Source organism: Lysobacter enzymogenes (assembly GCF_023617245.1).
In the GTDB taxonomy this organism is placed as follows: Bacteria; Pseudomonadota; Gammaproteobacteria; order Xanthomonadales; family Xanthomonadaceae; genus Lysobacter; species Lysobacter yananisis.
In genome coordinates this window covers 722,214-738,304 of sequence record NZ_CP067396.1, presented here as the reverse complement: position 1 = coordinate 738,304, position 16,091 = coordinate 722,214, and the positions used below count along the sequence as shown (strand labels likewise).

19 protein-coding genes and 2 tRNA genes are annotated in these 16,091 nt (G+C 70.5%); 9 read left to right on the top strand and 12 right to left on the bottom strand.

Features of this window, described 5'->3' with window-relative positions; genetic code table 11:
* Window positions 1-135: 135 nt before the first annotated feature.
* A complete protein-coding gene (locus JHW41_RS03075) occupies window positions 136-1,002 on the top strand; it encodes an endo alpha-1,4 polygalactosaminidase (protein ID WP_250448991.1) in 867 nt (288 codons plus the stop codon).
* A 78-nt stretch (window positions 1,003-1,080) separates the two neighbouring features.
* Here JHW41_RS03075 and JHW41_RS03070 read toward each other — a convergent pair whose 3' ends face one another.
* The 10 genes from JHW41_RS03070 to JHW41_RS03025 form a co-directional block, all read right to left on the bottom strand.
* Window positions 1,081-1,854 (bottom strand): Crp/Fnr family transcriptional regulator, encoded by a 774-nt coding sequence (locus JHW41_RS03070; protein ID WP_078997789.1) that lies wholly within the window; start codon window positions 1,852-1,854, stop codon window positions 1,081-1,083.
* A 584-nt stretch (window positions 1,855-2,438) separates the two neighbouring features.
* Entirely contained in the window at window positions 2,439-2,777 is a 339-nt protein-coding gene (locus JHW41_RS03065; RefSeq protein ID WP_057949220.1) for a RebB family R body protein, read from the bottom strand.
* Between the two features lie 103 nt (window positions 2,778-2,880).
* Window positions 2,881-3,201 carry a RebB family R body protein gene (locus tag JHW41_RS03060; RefSeq protein ID WP_057949221.1) on the bottom strand — a complete coding sequence of 107 codons (321 nt, stop codon included), beginning with the start codon at window positions 3,199-3,201 and terminating at the stop codon, window positions 2,881-2,883.
* A gap of 56 nt (window positions 3,202-3,257) precedes the next feature.
* Window positions 3,258-3,962, bottom strand: coding sequence for a hypothetical protein (locus JHW41_RS03055; protein WP_250448990.1), 705 nt, complete (start codon window positions 3,960-3,962; stop codon window positions 3,258-3,260).
* Window positions 3,959-4,222, bottom strand: coding sequence for a hypothetical protein (locus JHW41_RS03050; RefSeq protein WP_250448989.1), 264 nt, complete (start codon window positions 4,220-4,222; stop codon window positions 3,959-3,961). Before JHW41_RS03050 ends, JHW41_RS03055 begins: the two co-directional genes overlap by 4 nt.
* A 277-nt stretch (window positions 4,223-4,499) precedes the next feature.
* Window positions 4,500-5,450, bottom strand: a complete 951-nt coding sequence (locus JHW41_RS03045) for a hypothetical protein (protein ID WP_250448988.1) — start codon at window positions 5,448-5,450, stop codon at window positions 4,500-4,502.
* Window positions 5,451-5,520: 70 nt separating this feature from the next.
* Complete coding sequence (locus JHW41_RS03040; protein ID WP_057949224.1) at window positions 5,521-5,748, bottom strand: RebB family R body protein; 228 nt, start codon at window positions 5,746-5,748, stop codon at window positions 5,521-5,523.
* A 112-nt stretch (window positions 5,749-5,860) separates the two neighbouring features.
* The gene (locus JHW41_RS03035) at window positions 5,861-6,490 is read right to left on the bottom strand and encodes an RNA polymerase sigma factor (protein ID WP_250451368.1); all 630 of its coding nucleotides are present in this window, start codon (window positions 6,488-6,490) and stop codon (window positions 5,861-5,863) included.
* Window positions 6,491-6,779: 289 nt separating this feature from the next.
* The gene (locus JHW41_RS03030; protein ID WP_057949226.1) at window positions 6,780-7,292 is read right to left on the bottom strand and encodes a hypothetical protein; all 513 of its coding nucleotides are present in this window, start codon (window positions 7,290-7,292) and stop codon (window positions 6,780-6,782) included.
* Window positions 7,289-7,873 (bottom strand): RNA polymerase sigma factor, encoded by a 585-nt coding sequence (locus JHW41_RS03025; RefSeq protein WP_250448987.1) that lies wholly within the window; start codon window positions 7,871-7,873, stop codon window positions 7,289-7,291. Before JHW41_RS03025 ends, JHW41_RS03030 begins: the two co-directional genes overlap by 4 nt.
* Window positions 7,874-8,087: 214 nt before the next feature.
* Between JHW41_RS03025 and JHW41_RS03020 the strand changes: the two genes are divergently transcribed.
* Window positions 8,088-8,411, top strand: coding sequence for a DUF6249 domain-containing protein (locus JHW41_RS03020; protein WP_057949228.1), 324 nt, complete (start codon window positions 8,088-8,090; stop codon window positions 8,409-8,411).
* A gap of 193 nt (window positions 8,412-8,604) precedes the next feature.
* Complete coding sequence (locus JHW41_RS03015; protein ID WP_428995619.1) at window positions 8,605-9,603, top strand: polysaccharide deacetylase family protein; 999 nt, start codon at window positions 8,605-8,607, stop codon at window positions 9,601-9,603.
* Window positions 9,604-9,720: 117 nt separating this feature from the next.
* Here the strand turns inward: JHW41_RS03015 and JHW41_RS03010 are convergent, their stop codons facing one another.
* Window positions 9,721-10,155, bottom strand: a complete 435-nt coding sequence (locus tag JHW41_RS03010) for an Lrp/AsnC family transcriptional regulator (RefSeq protein ID WP_250448986.1) — start codon at window positions 10,153-10,155, stop codon at window positions 9,721-9,723.
* Between the two features lie 123 nt (window positions 10,156-10,278).
* Here JHW41_RS03010 and JHW41_RS03005 point away from each other — a divergent pair, with 123 nt between their 5' ends.
* From JHW41_RS03005 to JHW41_RS02980, 6 genes are all read left to right on the top strand, one after another.
* Complete coding sequence (locus JHW41_RS03005; protein ID WP_250448985.1) at window positions 10,279-10,848, top strand: cysteine hydrolase family protein; 570 nt, start codon at window positions 10,279-10,281, stop codon at window positions 10,846-10,848.
* A gap of 725 nt (window positions 10,849-11,573) precedes the next feature.
* A tRNA-Thr gene (locus JHW41_RS03000) sits at window positions 11,574-11,642 on the top strand.
* Between the two features lie 2 nt (window positions 11,643-11,644).
* Window positions 11,645-11,712, top strand: a tRNA-His gene (locus JHW41_RS02995).
* 415 nt (window positions 11,713-12,127) lie between these two features.
* Entirely contained in the window at window positions 12,128-13,258 is a 1,131-nt protein-coding gene (locus JHW41_RS02990) for a slipin family protein (RefSeq protein WP_057949231.1), read from the top strand.
* Window positions 13,259-13,405: 147 nt separating this feature from the next.
* Window positions 13,406-14,275: a hypothetical protein gene (locus JHW41_RS02985; protein ID WP_250448984.1), complete on the top strand. Its 870-nt coding sequence runs from the start codon at window positions 13,406-13,408 to the stop codon at window positions 14,273-14,275.
* A 3-nt stretch (window positions 14,276-14,278) separates the two neighbouring features.
* Complete coding sequence (locus JHW41_RS02980) at window positions 14,279-15,499, top strand: RtcB family protein (protein WP_250448983.1); 1,221 nt, start codon at window positions 14,279-14,281, stop codon at window positions 15,497-15,499.
* A gap of 64 nt (window positions 15,500-15,563) precedes the next feature.
* Here the strand turns inward: JHW41_RS02980 and JHW41_RS02975 are convergent, their stop codons facing one another.
* Window positions 15,564-15,992 carry a hypothetical protein gene (locus JHW41_RS02975; RefSeq protein WP_250448982.1) on the bottom strand — a complete coding sequence of 143 codons (429 nt, stop codon included), beginning with the start codon at window positions 15,990-15,992 and terminating at the stop codon, window positions 15,564-15,566.
* Between the last annotated feature and the right edge of the window lie 99 nt (window positions 15,993-16,091).

The window sequence follows — 16,091 nt, the reverse complement described above, 5'->3', positions numbered from 1 at the left end:
GCTCGCGCGCCCGGGCCGGCCGCGACCGATCCGCCGCTGGCGCGCGGCGCGACGGCGCGTGGGAGCCGCGGGCGGCGCGGTCCGCCTCGCACGTCCCCTCCGTCCGATTCCCTACATTCCGATTCTGGAGATGCAATGAACAAGTTCGCGCTCATCGCCCTGGCCCTCTCCGCCGCGCTCTGCGGCCCCGGCGTCCACGCGCAGGCTCCCGCCGTCCGCGCCGAAGCCGCCGCCCCGACCTGGAAGCCGCTGACCCCGGGCACCAGCTGGAACTGGCAACTCGACGGCCGCGCCGCCAACACCTCGATGCTCGACGGCTTGGCCAATCCGAAGAAGATGCTCGACATCGACCTGGACGCGACCTCCGCCGCCGAAGTCGCCCGGCTCAAGGCCAAGGGCATCTACGTGGTGTGCTACACCGAAGTCGGCAGCTACAACATCCAGCGCGCCGACGCCGCCGAGTTCCGCAAGGTGCCCGGCCTGATCGGCAAGCCGATGGACGGCTTCGAGGACGAGTACTGGATCGACGTGCGCATGACCGACGCACTGATGCCGATCATGACCGCGCGCCTGGACAAGGCCCGCGCCAAGGGTTGCGACGGCGTCGAGCCGGACCTGGACGATTCCTTCAACCAGGGCGAGGAGAACACCGGCTTCGACCTGACCATGGAGGATTCGCTGCACTATCTGCAGCTGTTGGTCGACGCGGCGCATGCGCGCGGCCTGTCGATGGGCCTGAAGAACGGGCCGGAGATGGCGCCGTACGCGGCCGCGTTCGCCGACTGGGCGCTCAACGAGGAATGCAACCAGCACGACGAATGCGGCGGGTACAAGGAGTTCATCAAGCGCAACAAGGCCGTGTTCCAGGTCGAGTACCGTTCCAACGGCACCCGGCTCAAGGACTTCTGCCCGGCCGACAACAAGAACGACTTCGACGGGCTGCTCAAGGACGCCAGCGAACTGCTGCGCGCGCTGCCGCGCGACGCCTGCCGCAACGGCTGATGCCCGCGTGCGGGCGTGGCCCGCGACGCCGGCCGCGCGAGCGGTCGGCGTCGTCGCGGGCGCCGCCGGCGCCCGCGCTCAGGCGTTGCGCCACGCGGACCCGGCGCGCGCGCGGCCGCCCGGCCGCTCGAAGTCGCGGCCCAGGTAGGCCTTGCAGCGGAACTGGTCGATGTCGTTGATGCGCAGGATGTTGCGCTTGCGGCTGACCAGGCCGCTGCGGTGCCAGGTCTGCAACTGCGCGTTCAACTTCGGCCGGCTGGCGTTGACCATCGCCGCCAGGATGCTCTGGGTCGGCGGCAGCGCCACTTCGAAATCGCCGCCGCGCGGCTGCGGCTGGTTGTGCATCAGCGACAGCAGATAGCGCGCCAGACGCGATTCGAGCCGGTGCAGGCACATCGTCTCCAGACTCTCCACCGCCTGGCGCAGGCGCAGGCACAGCGAGGCGTGGGCGCGCTCGATCACCACCGGATCGTTGGTCAGGCTGGGAAAGTGCCGGCGCGGCAGCAGCAGCACCCGGGTCGGGCTGTAGGCGACCGCGGTGAAGGTGTGCGCGTGGGTGTCCAGCAGCGGCGTCTCGTCGACGGTCTCGCCGCTCTCGATCGTGTCCACGATCAGCTCCTGTCCGTCCGGGCCGTACAGCAGCTTGTAGATGCGCCCGTGCACGACGAAGGCGAGGCAGTCGCTGGGATCGTTCTTGAAGAACAGCGCGTCGCCTTCTTCCAGATTGGCCTCGCTGCTGTGGCGGGCGATGTGTTCCAGCAGCGTGACCGGCAGGCCGCGCAGCAGCGCGCAGCGGTCCAGGCCCCAGCGGCGCCTGCGCACCGCGGCGCCGTCGGCGGCGCTCAGGGCCATGCGCCCGGCCGCGCGCACGGCGCGGCGGCCGGCCGACCCGCGCATCGGCGCGGGTTGCGGCGGGCAAGGCGAAGGACGGCCCGGACGCCGCGGCAGAAGGCTCCGGAACGGCCGCGGGCGCGGCCGGTGGCAGGATTCATAACGCCCCCTGTGGACGTCGGCACGGCGCGGACGCGGCAAGCGACCGGCGACCCGCGCCGCGGACGCGGCGCGCGGATCGATGCGGCTCGGCTGGGTTCGGATCGGATCGGATCGAACCGACGCGGATCGATCCGGGGCGAAACTGTTCGAATCGAGTCGGTTCGAAGCGAGTCAGTCCGAAGCGGTTCGGCTCGAAACGGTTCGGCTCGAAACGGTTCGGCTCGAAACGGTTCGGCTCGAAGCGGTTCGATTCGAAACGGTTCGATTCGAAACGGCTCGATTCAAAATGGCTCGATTCAAAGCGGCTCGGTGCGAAGCGGCTGAGTGCGAAGCGCGTGCGGCCCGGGTCGATTCCAATCGGCTCGCCACGGCCAGGCGCGGCCGGGATGCGGCAGCGACGATGCCGGAGCCGTGTTCCGGCCCGGCATCGCGCGGCGCGGGCCTTACGGGCCGTACGGATTGCTCTTGAACGACTGCAGCACGGTCATCAGGCTGGTCAGGTTGTCGGCCACGCCGGTCTGCGCGATCTTCTCGGTCGCGCCGGCCGCGGCGGTGGTGTCGACGGTGTAGATCTGCATCACGCCCTGGTTGGTGGCGGCCTGCGACAGCGACGTCTGCTGCTGCTGCGACGCGATCGCGTTCTCGAACAGGATGCCGGTGGAGTGGGCCGACGCCTGATACATCGAGCCCATCGCGAAGGCCGGGCCTTCGGCGATGACCTTGACGTTGGACTGGGTGACGGCGTCGGTGATCTGGTTGTTGACTGCGGTGGGGTATGCCATGGAACGCTCCTCGGTATCGGGTTGGGGCTAGGCTGCGACGCCGGCCCTCATGCCGGGCGGGCGCCGCGTGGCCCGATCACGCGGATCGGGCGCCGAACCGGCCTTACTTGAACGCCCGCAGCACGGTCAGCAGGCTGGTGAGGTTGTCGGACACGCCGGTCTGCGCGACCTTCTCGGTGGCGCCGGCGGCGGCGGTGGTGTCGACGCTGTAGATCTGCATCACGCCCTGGTTGGCCGCCGCCTGCGAGAGCGAGTTCTGCTGCTGCTGCGCAGCCACGGCGTTCTCGAACAGGATGCCGGTGGAGTGGGCCATCGACTGGTAGATCGAACCCATCGCGAAGGCCGGCGCTTCGCCGATGACCTTGACGTTGGACTGGGTGACGGCATCGGTGATTTGATCGTTGACGGCGGTCGGGAATGCCATATCGAGCTCCTTGGAAAGTGAAGTACGGCCGCTGCCGTACATGGCTGATTAACGAGTCATGCCTTGCCTTGTGAAGCGGCCCCGCCGTTCGCCTGAGCGGCGGAATCGGAGTTGTTGTCGCGGTCGGGGCGAACAGCGTCGGCGCTGTCCGGGGCGGTTGCGCGCGACTCGTCGGAGGACGCGGAACCGTCGTTTTCCTGCGCGGGCGCGTCGGCGTCGGGCAAGACCCCGTTGGCGCGCGCGGCGTCGATCACTTGCTGCAATTGCCGCGCGAGCGGGCCGATCTCGCGCTGGAAGCACGCCTGCACTTCCTCGCGCACCAATTCGCCCAAGCGCACGGCGATCTGCTCCATCGGCGTGGCCGGCGCGGTCCGCGCCGGCGCGCCCGGCGCCGGCTTGGGCGGGATCAGGTCCTGCAGCGACTGCGCGCGTTCGACCACGCCCAGCACTTCGCGTTCGGCGGCCTCGCCGGCGCGGGCGTTGCTGGCGACCGCGGACTGGGTGCGCTGCAGGCTTTGCCGGATCACCTCCTGGATCTGCTGGCGTTCGCTGTCGAACAGATTGCCGACCTCGCCGCGCGACGCCGTCGCGGGCGCCGGCGACTGCGCCTCGACCAGCGCCACGTAGGCCGCCAGCACTTGCTGTTCGTCCTGGCCGAGTTCGCGGCCGAGCTGGGCGCGGGCGAAATCGCGCACGACCTTGTCGAGCTGCTCGCGCGCGCCGCCGGCGGCGGGCGCTGGCGTCGATGTCGGCGCGCTCATGCGTGCAGCCCCAGCAGGCGCACCAGCGCTTGCAGCAGCTTCGGATCGCGCAGGCGCTCGGCCCGGGTCGGTTCGAACGCCGGCCCGGCGCCGTCGTCGGCGTCGCGATCGGGCTGCGCCGCGACGGCCGCGGACGGCTCGGCCTGCGTCGCGGACGCGGCCGGCGACGGCGCGCCGTCGCCCGTCCCGCCGCCGGCCGACGGCCGATCGAACAGCCCGTCCAGTTCCTGGTGCAGCAGATAGTGCAGATTCTCGTCCATCGCGAACTCCGTCTTACACGTCATGCGATACGCAATGAGGGCGCCGATCAGGCCGACTCGGCGGGCGGGTAGAGCGTGGCGGGCGGCCCCTGCGGCGCGGCGACGCGGCGACGGCGGCCGCATGCGGGCGCCGGCAGCCGTCGCTGGGGCAGGCGCGCCCGACGGGTGCGCCGGCGTCCGGCGCGACCGGTCCGGCGGCAAGGCGGACCGGTGGCCGCGGGCGGTTCGGTTGCGACGCCGGCGCGGTATCGAAGGACCGGCCCGGCGCCGCCGCGGGCTACTTGGCGCCGCTGTTCTGCAGCACCGAGGTGTACTTGGAAATGCTCGAGTCGATCGCGTCGATGGCGAACTTGGCCGACTCGGCCTCCATCGCCCCGGCCGCGGCCGCGACCGCGGCGGCCACGCCCATGAACACATCGGTGGCGAGGATGCCGACCGCGTCTTCGGCGGCATTGGTGACCTTGCCTGCGACGATGTCTTGGGTGAGCTGCTTCATCAGCACGCCCTGGCTGGCCAGCGCGATCTTGGTGACGCCGTCGAAGTAGGCCGCCGCCGACTGCGCGACCAGGCCGGCGGCCTGGCTGATCATCATGTCGGCGTTGGTGGCGATCTGCGCCGGCGCGTAGGACGCGGTCTCGGCGTTGCTGAACTGCACCGCCTGGACGATCTGCGTGTTCAACGCGCTGGTGTCGGGCGGCGTCGCGCTGCCGCTCATCATCGCCTTGCTGCGGGTCAGCGCCCGGCCGCGCGCGGCGGCGAGCGGCGACTGCGGCAGGCGGCTGCCGTTGTCGTCGCCGCTGCCGGCGCCGTCGCTGCCGCCATTGCCATTGCCATTGCCATTGCCGCCGCCACCGCTGCCCGGGCCGGCGCCGTCCCCATTCGCGCCATTGCCGGAGCCATCGTTTCCGGGAGCGCCCGCGGCGGGATCGCCGTCCGCCGGCGCGTCATCGCCGGCCGCTGCGCCGGCGGACTTCGCCTTGCCCGCATCGCCGCCGGCACCCGCGCCGCCGGCATCGTCCGGCAGGGTCTTCGCGGCCGCGGGCGGCGTACCGTCGCTAGCGTCGCCGTCGGCGGTCTTGGCCGCAGCCGCCGCCGCAGCGGCCGCCGCGGCGCCGTCGGCCGCCCCCCGCGCCGCGCCCGTCTCCGCATCCGGCCCCGCGCCGGGACCGTCGCCGTGCGCGGCGGGCGCGGCGCCCGCCTGTTCGTTTTCGTCCCAAGCCAGTTTCATCGCTGTCCTCCCGGACGCTCGTCAGCCCCGTATCGCTCGCGCCGTCGGCGCGGTGCGCTGCGCTGCGTCCTTACTTGTCGCCCACGGCCATGATCATCTGCACGGCCTTGGACACCACCGCGCTGGAGATCTGGTTGAGCACCTGTTGGCTGTGCACCGCGTTCTGCAGCGCCAACCCGGTGGAATGGCTGGATACCTGGTACAGCGAGGCGATGGCTTGCGCGGGCGCCTCGGCGACCACCTTGACGTTGGTCTGGGTAACGGCATCGGTGATCTGCGAGTTGACGGGGTCGGCCATGAGCCTGTCCTTGGTGAGAGATGCGTTGCGGAGTCGGTCGCGTGCGTTCGGTTGCGTCTGTATGGGGTGGAACGCGGGCCCGGGGCCCTTGTGAACCGCCGCGCCGGCGCGCTCACTCGCGTCCCACCGCCACCCGCAGCCGGTTGCGCAACAGTTCGACGTGCTTGCGCGCCAGCGGCTGGTTCATTTCCAGACGCTCGGCAATAACCGGATACGGCAATTCCTCGACAAAGCGGTAAGCGAACAGCCGGCGCTGCTTGCGGCTCATCCGCGCCACCGCCGCCACCACCCGCTCCAGTTGCTCCTCCAGCTCGAGCTTCTGCAGCGCCGACAGGCCCTCGTGGGCGAAGCCGCCGCCTTCGCCGTCGACCTCGCGGTGGCGGTCGAACACTTCGCGGTCGCGGCTGCGCTGGCGCACGCTGTCGAGGAAGACGTGGCGCAACACCACGAACAGGAACCCGCCCGGATCGGTGATGGTGTGCGGCGCCCGGCGCATGAACAGCAAGGCCTTGATCGCGGCGTTGCCGAGCAGTTCCTCGGCGCGGTCGCGCTGGCCCTCGGCGAAGCGGCGCGCGCGCGCTTCCAGTTCCGGAAGGTTGCTGCGCCAGGCCTCGGTGAACATCTGGTCGGCGAGCTTGAAGTCCGCGCACGGCGCGCCGGCGGCGCCGCGGTCCTGCGCGGCGCCGGCCGGCGCTGGGCGAAACTGCTCGGTATCGGCACGCTCGCGTCCGTTCGCATCCATCACGGTCCCCCTCCTGTCGTCTGCAGTGCAGGCGAGTCTGGACAGGGGGTCGGGCGATGGCTGTTACTTGGGTGACACGCACACGGCGCATGCGGCGGGGCAACTGCGCACCCGGTCGCGATACAGCGAAATAGCGGGGTTTTTCGCGATTTCCGGCGCCGCGATCGCAGCCGCGGCGGGTCGGCGCGCGTGCGCCGGGCAGCGGCGCGGGCTTGCGCGCGGCCGCATTCGAAGCATGCGCGGGCTCACATTCGTCGCGCTGCGGCGTTGTCGCCGCGCGCGGCGGCGGTCACGCCGCGCGCGCCGATGCGCCGGGCTCCAGGCCCGCCGCGCGCGCGAGCGCGCTCCAGCCCCAGCTCAGCAGACAGCACGCGCCGGCCAGCGCGCCCCACGAGACGATGCCGGACGGCAAGCGCCGCAACGCCGCGTCCACGCCCGGCAACCATTCGCTCGCGCCGCCCGCGATCAGGCTCGCGCCGGCCACCGCCAAACCCAGCAGCAACAGGCGTTGCAGCCAGCGTTCGATGCCGTCGCCCGCCTCCGCCGCGGCCTGCGCGCGCCGCGCGACCTGCTCGGCGAAACCGTAGGGGATCGGCTCCATCGGCGGCGCGCGCAGCGCCCGGCTCAGCAAGCGGTACTGGGCCAGGCGCGGCTCGTCCTCGCTCATCGGCGCGCCGCGCCGCTCGTCCTCGCGCGCGCGCTCCTGCAGCGCCCACTCGCGCGCGGCGGCCGCGGTCTCGGAATGCGGCGGGTGCGGACGCGAACCGCCCGGGCGCGCGTCGGAATCGTCGTTGCGGTTCATGCGATCTCTCCCAGCCGCGCTTCCAGCCGCTGGCGCAGGCGCGCCCGGGTCCGGAACAGGTGGCTCTTGATGGTGCCCTCGGCCAGGCCGGTCATCTGCGCGATCTCGCCGATGGGCACTTCGTCCAGGTGATACAGGGTCAACAGGGTGCGCTGCAACGGCGGCAGCGCCTCGATCTCGGCGTGCAGGCCGGCGGCGATCTCCTCGTCGGCGCAGGCCGCCTCCAGGTCGAAGCCGTCGCTGACCGCCTCCAGCGGCGACAGCGCGTCCTCGTCGGCGGCGGCCTCCACGATCGGGATGCGCTTGCGTTCCAGATGGCGCTTGGCCACCGAGTAGGCGACCTGGCCGATCCACGACTTCAACGCGCTCTCGTGGCGGTACTGGTGCAGACACTGGTGGACGCGCAGGAACGCTTCCTGGCACAGCTCGCGGGTGTCGTCGGGATGCCGGACCATGCGCTGGATGATGTGCCAGCACAGCCCCTGGTACTCGCGCACCAGGCGCTCGAACGCGCCCGGCTGGCGGGACAGGACGGCGTCGACCAGGGCGCGGTCGTCGGTCGGGGCGGGGTTACCGGTCATCGCAGCGAGGATGCGGGCAAGGCGCGCGCGGTTGCAGTGCCCGCCGCGCCCGCCCGGGTGTGACGACTGTCACCCCGTCGCCCGCGGCCGCTGCAACCGCCCCGCGGCCGGCCGTATCTCTTGCCCCGAAGCCCGGCTCCGCCCGCGGCACTCCTCTTCACGGCCCGCCCCATCCGCCCCTGTCACCCGGACACGAACCCAAGAGACCGCCGTCATGCCCGATATCCTGGTTCCCATCACCCTGTTCGTCTGCATCGCCTTCGCCATCAAGGTCGTCGTCGAGGCGCGCGTGCGCGGCAAGCTGGCGCAGAGCGCCGGCAGCGAAGAACTGCTGCGCTCGCTCGCCCGCGACGAAGACCAGCGCCGCCGCCACGGCGCGCTGCGCTGGGGCATCGTGCTGGTGCTGCTCGCGATCGCCTTCGCGATCATCGAAGCGGCCGGCTGGCGCGACGCCACCGCCGGCACCTTCGCCCTGCTGCTCGGCGCGGTCGGCCTGGGCAACCTGGCCTACTACGTGATCGTGCGCAAGCTCGATTGACGACACGGCCCGCGCACGACCGTGCGGCCGGCGCGAAAGACCGGTTAACCACCCACAGCGCGAGCTAAACGGCGGGCGCGCCGGCGTCCGCCGCGGCCCGGGATGCGCCGTAAGTCGCTGGTCATGCGCCGCGGGCGCGGCCATCATCGGCGTCATCCCGACCGGATCGTTCCGCATGCGCCCGTCCGCCCGTCTGCGTTGCCTGCTCGCCTGCCTGTTGATGATCGCCGCGGCCGCCGCGGCCGCCGCCTCGAAGCCCCAGACGCCGCCGCCGGACCGGCGCATCGCCCTGACCGTGGACGACCTGCCCTGGGTGCAGCTGCCCGTGGTCTCCACCGGATCGATCCTCGACGGCCACCGCCGCCTGATCGCCGCGATCCGCCGCGCCGACGTGCCGGTGGTCGGTTTCGTCAACGAAGGCAAGCTGGACGCCGACGGCCAGCCGCAACCGGCGCGGCTGGCGATGCTGCGCGACTGGCTCGACGCCGGCGCCGAACTGGGCAACCACACCTACGGCCATTCCGACCTGCACGCGGTCGGCCTGGCCGCCTACCAGGACGACATCCTGCGCGGCGAGCGCCAGCTGCGTCCGCTGCTGCAGGCGCGCGGCCAGGCCCCGCGCTGGTTCCGCCATCCTTACCTGCGCGCCGGCCGCAGCGCCGCCGACAAGGCCGCGCTTGCGCGCTTCCTCGACCAGCACGGCTACCGCATCGCCCCGGTCACGGTCGACAATTCCGACTGGATCTGGGCCGCCGCCTACCTGCGCGCCGACGAACCGCTGCCCGCCGGCGTCAAGCCCAGCGCCAAGAACGACCCGCAGCGGCTCAAGGCGCGCCTGCGCCGCGACTACGTCAAGTACATGGGCCGCAAGCTCGACTACTACGAACGCCAGTCGGTCGCGCTGCTCGGCTACAACCTGCCGCAGGTGTGGCTGATCCACGCCAACGCGCTCAACGCCGACACCTACGGCGACCTGATCGCGATGACGCGCAAGCGCGGCTACCGCTTCATCGGCCTGGACGAAGCCATGCGCGACCCGGCCTACCAGCGCGCCGACGCCTACACTGGACCGGCCGGCCCGAGCTGGCTGCATCGCTGGGCGATCGGCGAGAAGCGGCCGGCGAGTTTCTTCGCCGGCGAGCCGTCGGTGCCGGACTGGGTGCTGAATCTGGCGCAGATCGATTCCGAGTAACGCCGGCCGCCGAAACTTCGCGACCACCGCTCGCGCCGCTCCCGCATGGCCTACCTGTAGGAGCGGCGCAAGCCGCGACCGCGACACCGCAATCGCCGGCGCAAGTCCCTCCTCGCCTCACAGCCGACCCAGCACCGTCCGCAACACCGGCACCGTGGTGACATCGTCCACGCCCTTGAGCCCCATCACCCGTTCGCGCAGATCGGCCAATTCGCCCGGCGAACGCGTTTCCACCAACACCATCAGATCGGTGTCGCCGACCACGCTGTGCGCCAGCCGCACCTGCGGCAGCGGCGTCAGCAGCGGCACCACGTCGTCGCAGCTGAAACCCTCGGCGTAGCGCAGCAACAGCCACGCCCGCAGCGGATCGCCGCCGCTGCCCAGGCGCACGGTGTACTGGGCGATGGTTCCGCTCGCTTCCAGGCGCTGCAGGCGTTCCTGCACGGTGCTGCGCGACAACGCCACCGCCTTGGCCAGGGCGACGGTGGACAGGCGTGCATTGTCCTGCAACAACGCGATCAGCTTGCGGTCGATCTCGTCGAGGGTCTTCATGCCAGGGCGATCCGTAACGTCGCGGCCGGCGCGGCGCCGGCGGGAGCCGTCATTCTGCCGGGTTGAGACCGGCCGCGGCGAGCGGCCACGATGGCGCGTCCCGCATCCATCGAGCCCCCTGCCATGACCGTCGCCCGCCAACGCATCGCCCTGATTCCCATCGACGTGCAGCGCGGCTTCGACCATCCGCCGTGGGGCCGGCGCAACAACCCGGACATGGAAGCCAACGGCCGCCGCCTGCTCGCGGCCTGGCGCGAACGCGGCTGGCCGCTGATCCACGTGCGCCACGATTCGGTGCAGCCCGGATCGAGCCTGAGTCCCGGGCATCCCGGCAACGCCTTTCGCGACGGCTTCGAACCGCTGCCGGGCGAAGCGGTGGTGGCCAAGTCGGTCAACGCCGGCTTCATCGGCACCGATCTCGACCTGCGCCTGCGCCGCCTCGGTGTCGATACCGTCGTGCTGTTCGGCGTCAGCACCGACATGTGCGTGTCCACCACCGCGCGCATGGCGAGCAATCTCGGTTATCGCACCGTGGTGATCGGCGATGCCTGTTTCTGTTTCGATCTGGACGACGGCGCGGGCGCGACGATCGCGGCCGAAGCGATCAGCGCCGCGCATCTGGCGACCCTGCGCGCGGAGTTCGCGCAAGTGCTGGACACCGCCGAGTTTCTGGCGACGCTCGACGCAATCTGATGCCTGCTGCCGCTCTTGCGCTTGCAGGCGAAGAACAGAGCGAGGCCGTCATACGCGCGCATGCGCGCTGCCTCGTCCAGCGCATGCGCGATGCGGTCCGCGAGCGTGCCGCGAAAAACATCCGCTCATAAAACGACGAACGGTCTTGCAAGGGTAATTTTCCCCGCGTAAAGTTCGCGCCCATCTTCCCCACACCTTCCGACCGCCTTCTCATGTGCATCGAATCGAACATCGCCAAGCACAACGCGCAAGGGCACAGCCCCGCGGCGTTTGCGTGCGCGTCGATCCCGCGCGGTCGCGGCCGGGATACGCGCACCCCGCACTGATCTTCCATTCCAGGAAGATCGGTCGCCCCGATCTTCCGAGGAAGCCCACGCCCTCGGAGCTCGCTCCGGGGGCGTTTTCGTTTCGGGCGTCGGCAAAGGACTTGCTGCAGGAAATCACCTTAAAAATAGCTCTTTCCGCATACCCCCGAAGCATCCGAGACGAAGGGGGATCGACCGTCGAGGCGTCGAAAGACGCTGTGCCCCGATGCTTCGGCACGGGCGGTGCGTGCGCGAAAGAAACCAACAGGGGCGCTTGCGCCCGAATGGATTGCCGTCCGGAGACGGGCGGCAATAGGCAGCACCCGATGAAACGCACCGCAGCGGCGCCGGTTTCCGACCGGCCCGGTGCGCGCGGCCCTGCCGTGGCGTATGCCGCGGTGCGTGGAGGGGCTCCAACCTAGGGAAGTAGCTCAGCGGTTAGAGCGGCGCCTCGTGCGCAGGCCGTCGGTTCGATTCCGACCTTCTCTGCCGGATATAGCTCAGACGGTTAGAGCGCAGCAAATGATGCTGTTGTCGCGGGTTCGACTCCCGCTATCCACTGTCCTGAAACGACAGTCGTTGAACGCGGAACGAAAGTTCCGACCCGGGAAACGCCCCGCGCGGCGTTCCTCTTCGCATCGCCGGCACGGGACGCGCGAAGGAACGTCGCAGCGGCGATGCCGCCGGCTTCATGCCCGGCGAGCGATGGCGCACGGCGCACGGCATCGGCCACAACGGACGTGGCGATGCCGGCGCCGACCGCGCCACGCCCGCCGCGCATGCGGTCCGCGACGACGACGCCAGGGGCGTTCCCACCCTATTGCCTTCCGTCGCGCTCGCACGACGGAACCCGAGATTCGCGTTTATCGCCGTTCGCGTCGCCGACGCGATCCACCGCGCCGTTGCGACACACCGATTCGGTCGCATCGGCCCACACCACGGATCGGACCACACCGGAACCCAAGGAGAAACTCATGTTCTGGACGAAGAAGGTCGTGGTCGGCGATGCCGAGCGCGTCCTGGTTTACCGCAACCGCCGCATCGAGCGCGTGCTCGGCCCGGGCGTGCACAGGCTGCGCGACCTGCGCGACGAGCTCACCCTGGATCACTGCAACATCGGCAACAGCGCCTATGCCGGCAACGACAGCGAAGCGCTGATCGCCGGCCTCGGCGAGCGCCTGTCCGAGTATTTCGTCCTCGCCGACATCGGCAACGACGAAGTCGGTCTGGTGCTGCGCAACGGCCGCTACGCCGAGGTGCTGGCGCCGGGTCTGCGCCGCCTGTACTGGAAGGGCCTGGCGACGATCGAAGTGCGCGCGCTGCGACTGGGCGAGGGCCTGGAAATCGAGCGCGAAGTCGCCGACGGCCTGCGCCAGATCGCCCAGCTCGACCGCGTCGCGGCGCACGGCACCGTGCCGACCGAGTCGGCCGGCCTGCTGTTCGTCGACGGCAAGTTCGTGCGCGTGCTGGCGCCGGGCGCGTACGCGTTCTGGAACCTGCGCAAGAACGTCGCGGTGGAAACCGTGGAGCTGCGCGTGCAGGCGATGGAAGTCTCGGGCCAGGAACTGCTGACCCGCGACAAGGTCACCCTGCGCGTGAACCTCGCCGCCAGCGTGCGCGTGGCCTCTCCGGTGGCCGCGCGCACCAAGGTCGCCAAGTACGCCGAGCACGTCTACCGCGAGCTGCAGTACGGCCTGCGCAAGGCGGTCTCGTCCAAGACCCTGGACGAACTGCTCGGCGACAAGGCCTCGCTCGACGCGGACATCCTCGCCAGCGCGCGCGGCGCCTGCGCCGAGATCGGCGTGGACGTGCTCGGCGTCGGCGTCAAGGACGTGATCCTGCCGGGCGAGATGAAGGAAATCCTCAACGCCGTGGTGCAGGCGGAGAAGACCGCCCAGGCCAACACGATCCGCCGCCGCGAGGAAGCCAACGCGACCCGCAGCCTGCTCAACACCGCCAAGCTGATCGAGGACTCTCCGGTGCTGATGCGCCTGAAGGAACTCGAGGCCTTGGAAAAGATCACCGAAAAGATCGACAAGCTGACCGTCTTCGGCGGTCTGGAGGGAGTCATGAAGCAGCTCGTCAGCCTCAAGGGCCACGGCTGAAACGCAGGGCCGGACGGCATCGCGCCGTCCGGGTTCCGATAGCGCGACAGCGTGATCCAACGCGAACGCCGCCCCGGACGGGGCGGCGCAGGGTCGCGTGCGCGCAACGCAAGCCGCGCGCGGCCGACTATCGGATACGAAATCCCTATGCAAAGCGATATGTACAAAGTGATCGTGGAACGGCCGCGCACGGGCGCCGGCTGGACCAAGCCGGGGCGCCAACCGCGCGAGCCGGACGATCGTCGCGCCTGCGAAGGCATGCGCCCGCGCGGCAGAAGCCGCAAATGGCTCAACGAGAACCTGCGCCCCTTGCAGCGCTGGCTGGAGCGCCAGGCCGGACGCCGCTGGGACGCGGTCTATTCGGAACTGTGCAAGGGCGTGGACCGGCGCAATACCGTGCAGCAGCACATCCACGAACACCTGCGCGATTTCGTCGCCGTCGACGTGCTCGAGATCGGCGGCCGGCTCTGCGTCGCGCGCGATTGGGGCGGCGTTGTCGCCCTGGCCGACAGCCGCTGCGACCTGTACGTGGACCCGCGCAACGGCTGCCTGATGCGCAACGAGGAAGCCGCGGCCGACCGCGCCCGGCGGCGCCGCGAGCATCTGCTCGCAGTGCGGGCGCACGAAGCGGGTTGGCGCGAAGGCGTGCGCCGGCTCGACGACACCGCCCAGCTGCATCGGGTGGATGGCATCTGGTACCGGGTGGAACTCGCGCCGGTGCCGCCGCCGCGTCCCAGCAAGCGCAAGCCCGGCGCCTGCGTGCCGGTGCCGGCGTTCGACGCGCTGCTTCGCGACAAGGTCGGCTCGTGCGCGGGCAAGCGTTGCGGCCTGTACGGCCGCTGCGATGTCTATGCGCGCAGCAAGCGTCAGCTGAGCCAGACCGAATTGATCGCATACCGGCTGCGCAACGGCGACGGGCCCGATCCGTTCGACCCGCGCTGGACCGCCACGCGGCGCGAGCGCACGCGCAAGTGCCGCGGTCCGCTGTACTTCGGCGAACAACACAAGGAACACTGAACCATGAGTACTTCACACTACGAACTGCTCCACGCCGACGAAGGCGTGGCCCCGGTCAAGGCCTGGATCCGCGGGGTGCCGGTCGACGAGGGCGCCAAGCGCCAGCTGCGCAACATCGCCGCCCTGCCCCATGTCGGCCCCTGGGTCGCGGCGATGCCCGACGTGCACCTGGGCAAGGGCGCCACGGTCGGCTCGGTGGTGCCCACGCGCGGCGCGATCATTCCCGCCGCGGTCGGCGTCGACATCGGCTGCGGCATGGCCGCGGTGCGCACCACGCTGCGGGCCCAGGACCTGCCCGACAGCCTGGCCCGCGTGCGCGCGGCGATCGAGCACTGCGTGCCGGTCGGCAACGGCCGCGGCGGCGAGCACCGGCGCCTGCCCGACAGCCATGCCACCCGGCTGGCGAAGTCGGGGCTGGCGACGCGGCTCGACGCGATCCACGCCAAGCACCGCAAGCTGCGCACCGACAAGCTCGACAAGCAGATCGGCACGCTCGGCGGCGGCAACCACTTCATCGAGCTGTGCCTGGACGAGGCCGGCGCGGTGTGGGTGATGCTGCACTCCGGCTCGCGCGGCACCGGCAACCTGATCGGCAGCTACTTCATCGAGCTGGCGCGGATCAAGCTGGAGAAGCGCACGCTCGGCTTCCACCTGCCGGACAAGGACCTGGCCTTCCTGCTCGAAGGCGAGCCCTTGTTCGACGACTACGTCGAAGCGGTCGGCTGGGCCCAGGACTACGCCCGCCACAACCGCGAGGCGATGATGGACCGGGTGCTGCACGCCATGCGCATCCAGCTGCCGAAGTTCCAGCTCGACAAGACCGCGGTCAACTGCCACCACAACTACGTCCAGCGCGAACAGCACTTCGGCGAGCCGTTGTGGGTGACGCGCAAGGGCGCGGTCAGCGCGCGCGAGGGCGAGCTCGGGATCATTCCCGGCAGCATGGGCGCGCGCAGCTACATCGTGCGCGGCAAGGGCAACGCCGACAGCTTCCACAGCTGCAGCCACGGCGCCGGCCGGGTGATGAGCCGGGCCGAGGCGCGCCGCAGCATCACCCTCAAGCAGCACCGCGAAGCCACCGCCCACGTGGAATGCCGCAAGGACGCGGCGGTCATCGACGAATCGCCGGCGGCGTACAAGCCGATCGAGGCGGTGATGGCGGCGCAGGCCGACCTGGTCGAAGTGGTACACACCTTGCGCCAGGTGGTCTGCATCAAGGGCTGAGCCAGGATCCGCGTTGGGTTTGTTGCGGTACTTTGCGCCGCCCGCGAGGGCGGCGTTTTTTTGTTCAGTCGGCCAATACCAGCCGCCAGGCGCCTTCGACGTCGGCCTCGACCTGCGACCACGACGCGCGCTCGGCCCCGCGCAACCGTTCCCAGCCGCGCGCGAGCTCGTCGCGGATGTCGTCCCAATGGCGCTCGCCGTGGTGCAGGCGCGCGCCCAGGCCATAGGTGATGGCCAGTTCGCGGGTACGGTGGGGAATCAGGGCCTGGACCGCGGCGGTCGCGGCGGCCGACGCGGCGTCGGTCCCGCTGGCCTCTTCTGCGCTGATGGAACTGAACCGATCGACGTTTCGAGGCGGCATGGACGAATCCGTTGGCATCCCTTTTGCATCTCGACGATAACGTTTTTTATCGCGCGGGAGTTCGGCAAAAGTCGAATCCGCACGCGCAAAACGCGAGCGATGTCGCAAACGCGAATCGGGGATCGCAGGCATTCGTTCGTCCGCTGCGTGAGCGCCCTGCGACGAACCGGCGACGAACGCCGCTCGCGACTGAACGCGCGTGACCGCATTCACAGCACGGGCGTCGCGCGA

Coding starts and splice junctions, on each gene's coding strand:
- JHW41_RS03075 (WP_250448991.1), top strand. CDS start 136: ATGAACAAGTTCGCGCTCATCGCCCTGGCCCTCTCCGCCGCGCTCTGC.
- JHW41_RS03070 (WP_078997789.1), bottom strand. CDS start 1,854: ATGGCCCTGAGCGCCGCCGACGGCGCCGCGGTGCGCAGGCGCCGCTGG.
- JHW41_RS03065 (WP_057949220.1), bottom strand. CDS start 2,777: ATGGCATACCCCACCGCAGTCAACAACCAGATCACCGACGCCGTCACC.
- JHW41_RS03060 (WP_057949221.1), bottom strand. CDS start 3,201: ATGGCATTCCCGACCGCCGTCAACGATCAAATCACCGATGCCGTCACC.
- JHW41_RS03055 (WP_250448990.1), bottom strand. CDS start 3,962: ATGAGCGCGCCGACATCGACGCCAGCGCCCGCCGCCGGCGGCGCGCGC.
- JHW41_RS03050 (WP_250448989.1), bottom strand. CDS start 4,222: ATGGACGAGAATCTGCACTATCTGCTGCACCAGGAACTGGACGGGCTG.
- JHW41_RS03045 (WP_250448988.1), bottom strand. CDS start 5,450: ATGAAACTGGCTTGGGACGAAAACGAACAGGCGGGCGCCGCGCCCGCC.
- JHW41_RS03040 (WP_057949224.1), bottom strand. CDS start 5,748: ATGGCCGACCCCGTCAACTCGCAGATCACCGATGCCGTTACCCAGACC.
- JHW41_RS03035 (WP_250451368.1), bottom strand. CDS start 6,490: ATGGATGCGAACGGACGCGAGCGTGCCGATACCGAGCAGTTTCGCCCA.
- JHW41_RS03030 (WP_057949226.1), bottom strand. CDS start 7,292: ATGAACCGCAACGACGATTCCGACGCGCGCCCGGGCGGTTCGCGTCCG.
- JHW41_RS03025 (WP_250448987.1), bottom strand. CDS start 7,873: ATGACCGGTAACCCCGCCCCGACCGACGACCGCGCCCTGGTCGACGCC.
- JHW41_RS03020 (WP_057949228.1), top strand. CDS start 8,088: ATGCCCGATATCCTGGTTCCCATCACCCTGTTCGTCTGCATCGCCTTC.
- JHW41_RS03010 (WP_250448986.1), bottom strand. CDS start 10,155: ATGAAGACCCTCGACGAGATCGACCGCAAGCTGATCGCGTTGTTGCAG.
- JHW41_RS03005 (WP_250448985.1), top strand. CDS start 10,279: ATGACCGTCGCCCGCCAACGCATCGCCCTGATTCCCATCGACGTGCAG.
- JHW41_RS02990 (WP_057949231.1), top strand. CDS start 12,128: ATGTTCTGGACGAAGAAGGTCGTGGTCGGCGATGCCGAGCGCGTCCTG.
- JHW41_RS02985 (WP_250448984.1), top strand. CDS start 13,406: ATGCAAAGCGATATGTACAAAGTGATCGTGGAACGGCCGCGCACGGGC.
- JHW41_RS02980 (WP_250448983.1), top strand. CDS start 14,279: ATGAGTACTTCACACTACGAACTGCTCCACGCCGACGAAGGCGTGGCC.
- JHW41_RS02975 (WP_250448982.1), bottom strand. CDS start 15,992: ATGCCTGCGATCCCCGATTCGCGTTTGCGACATCGCTCGCGTTTTGCG.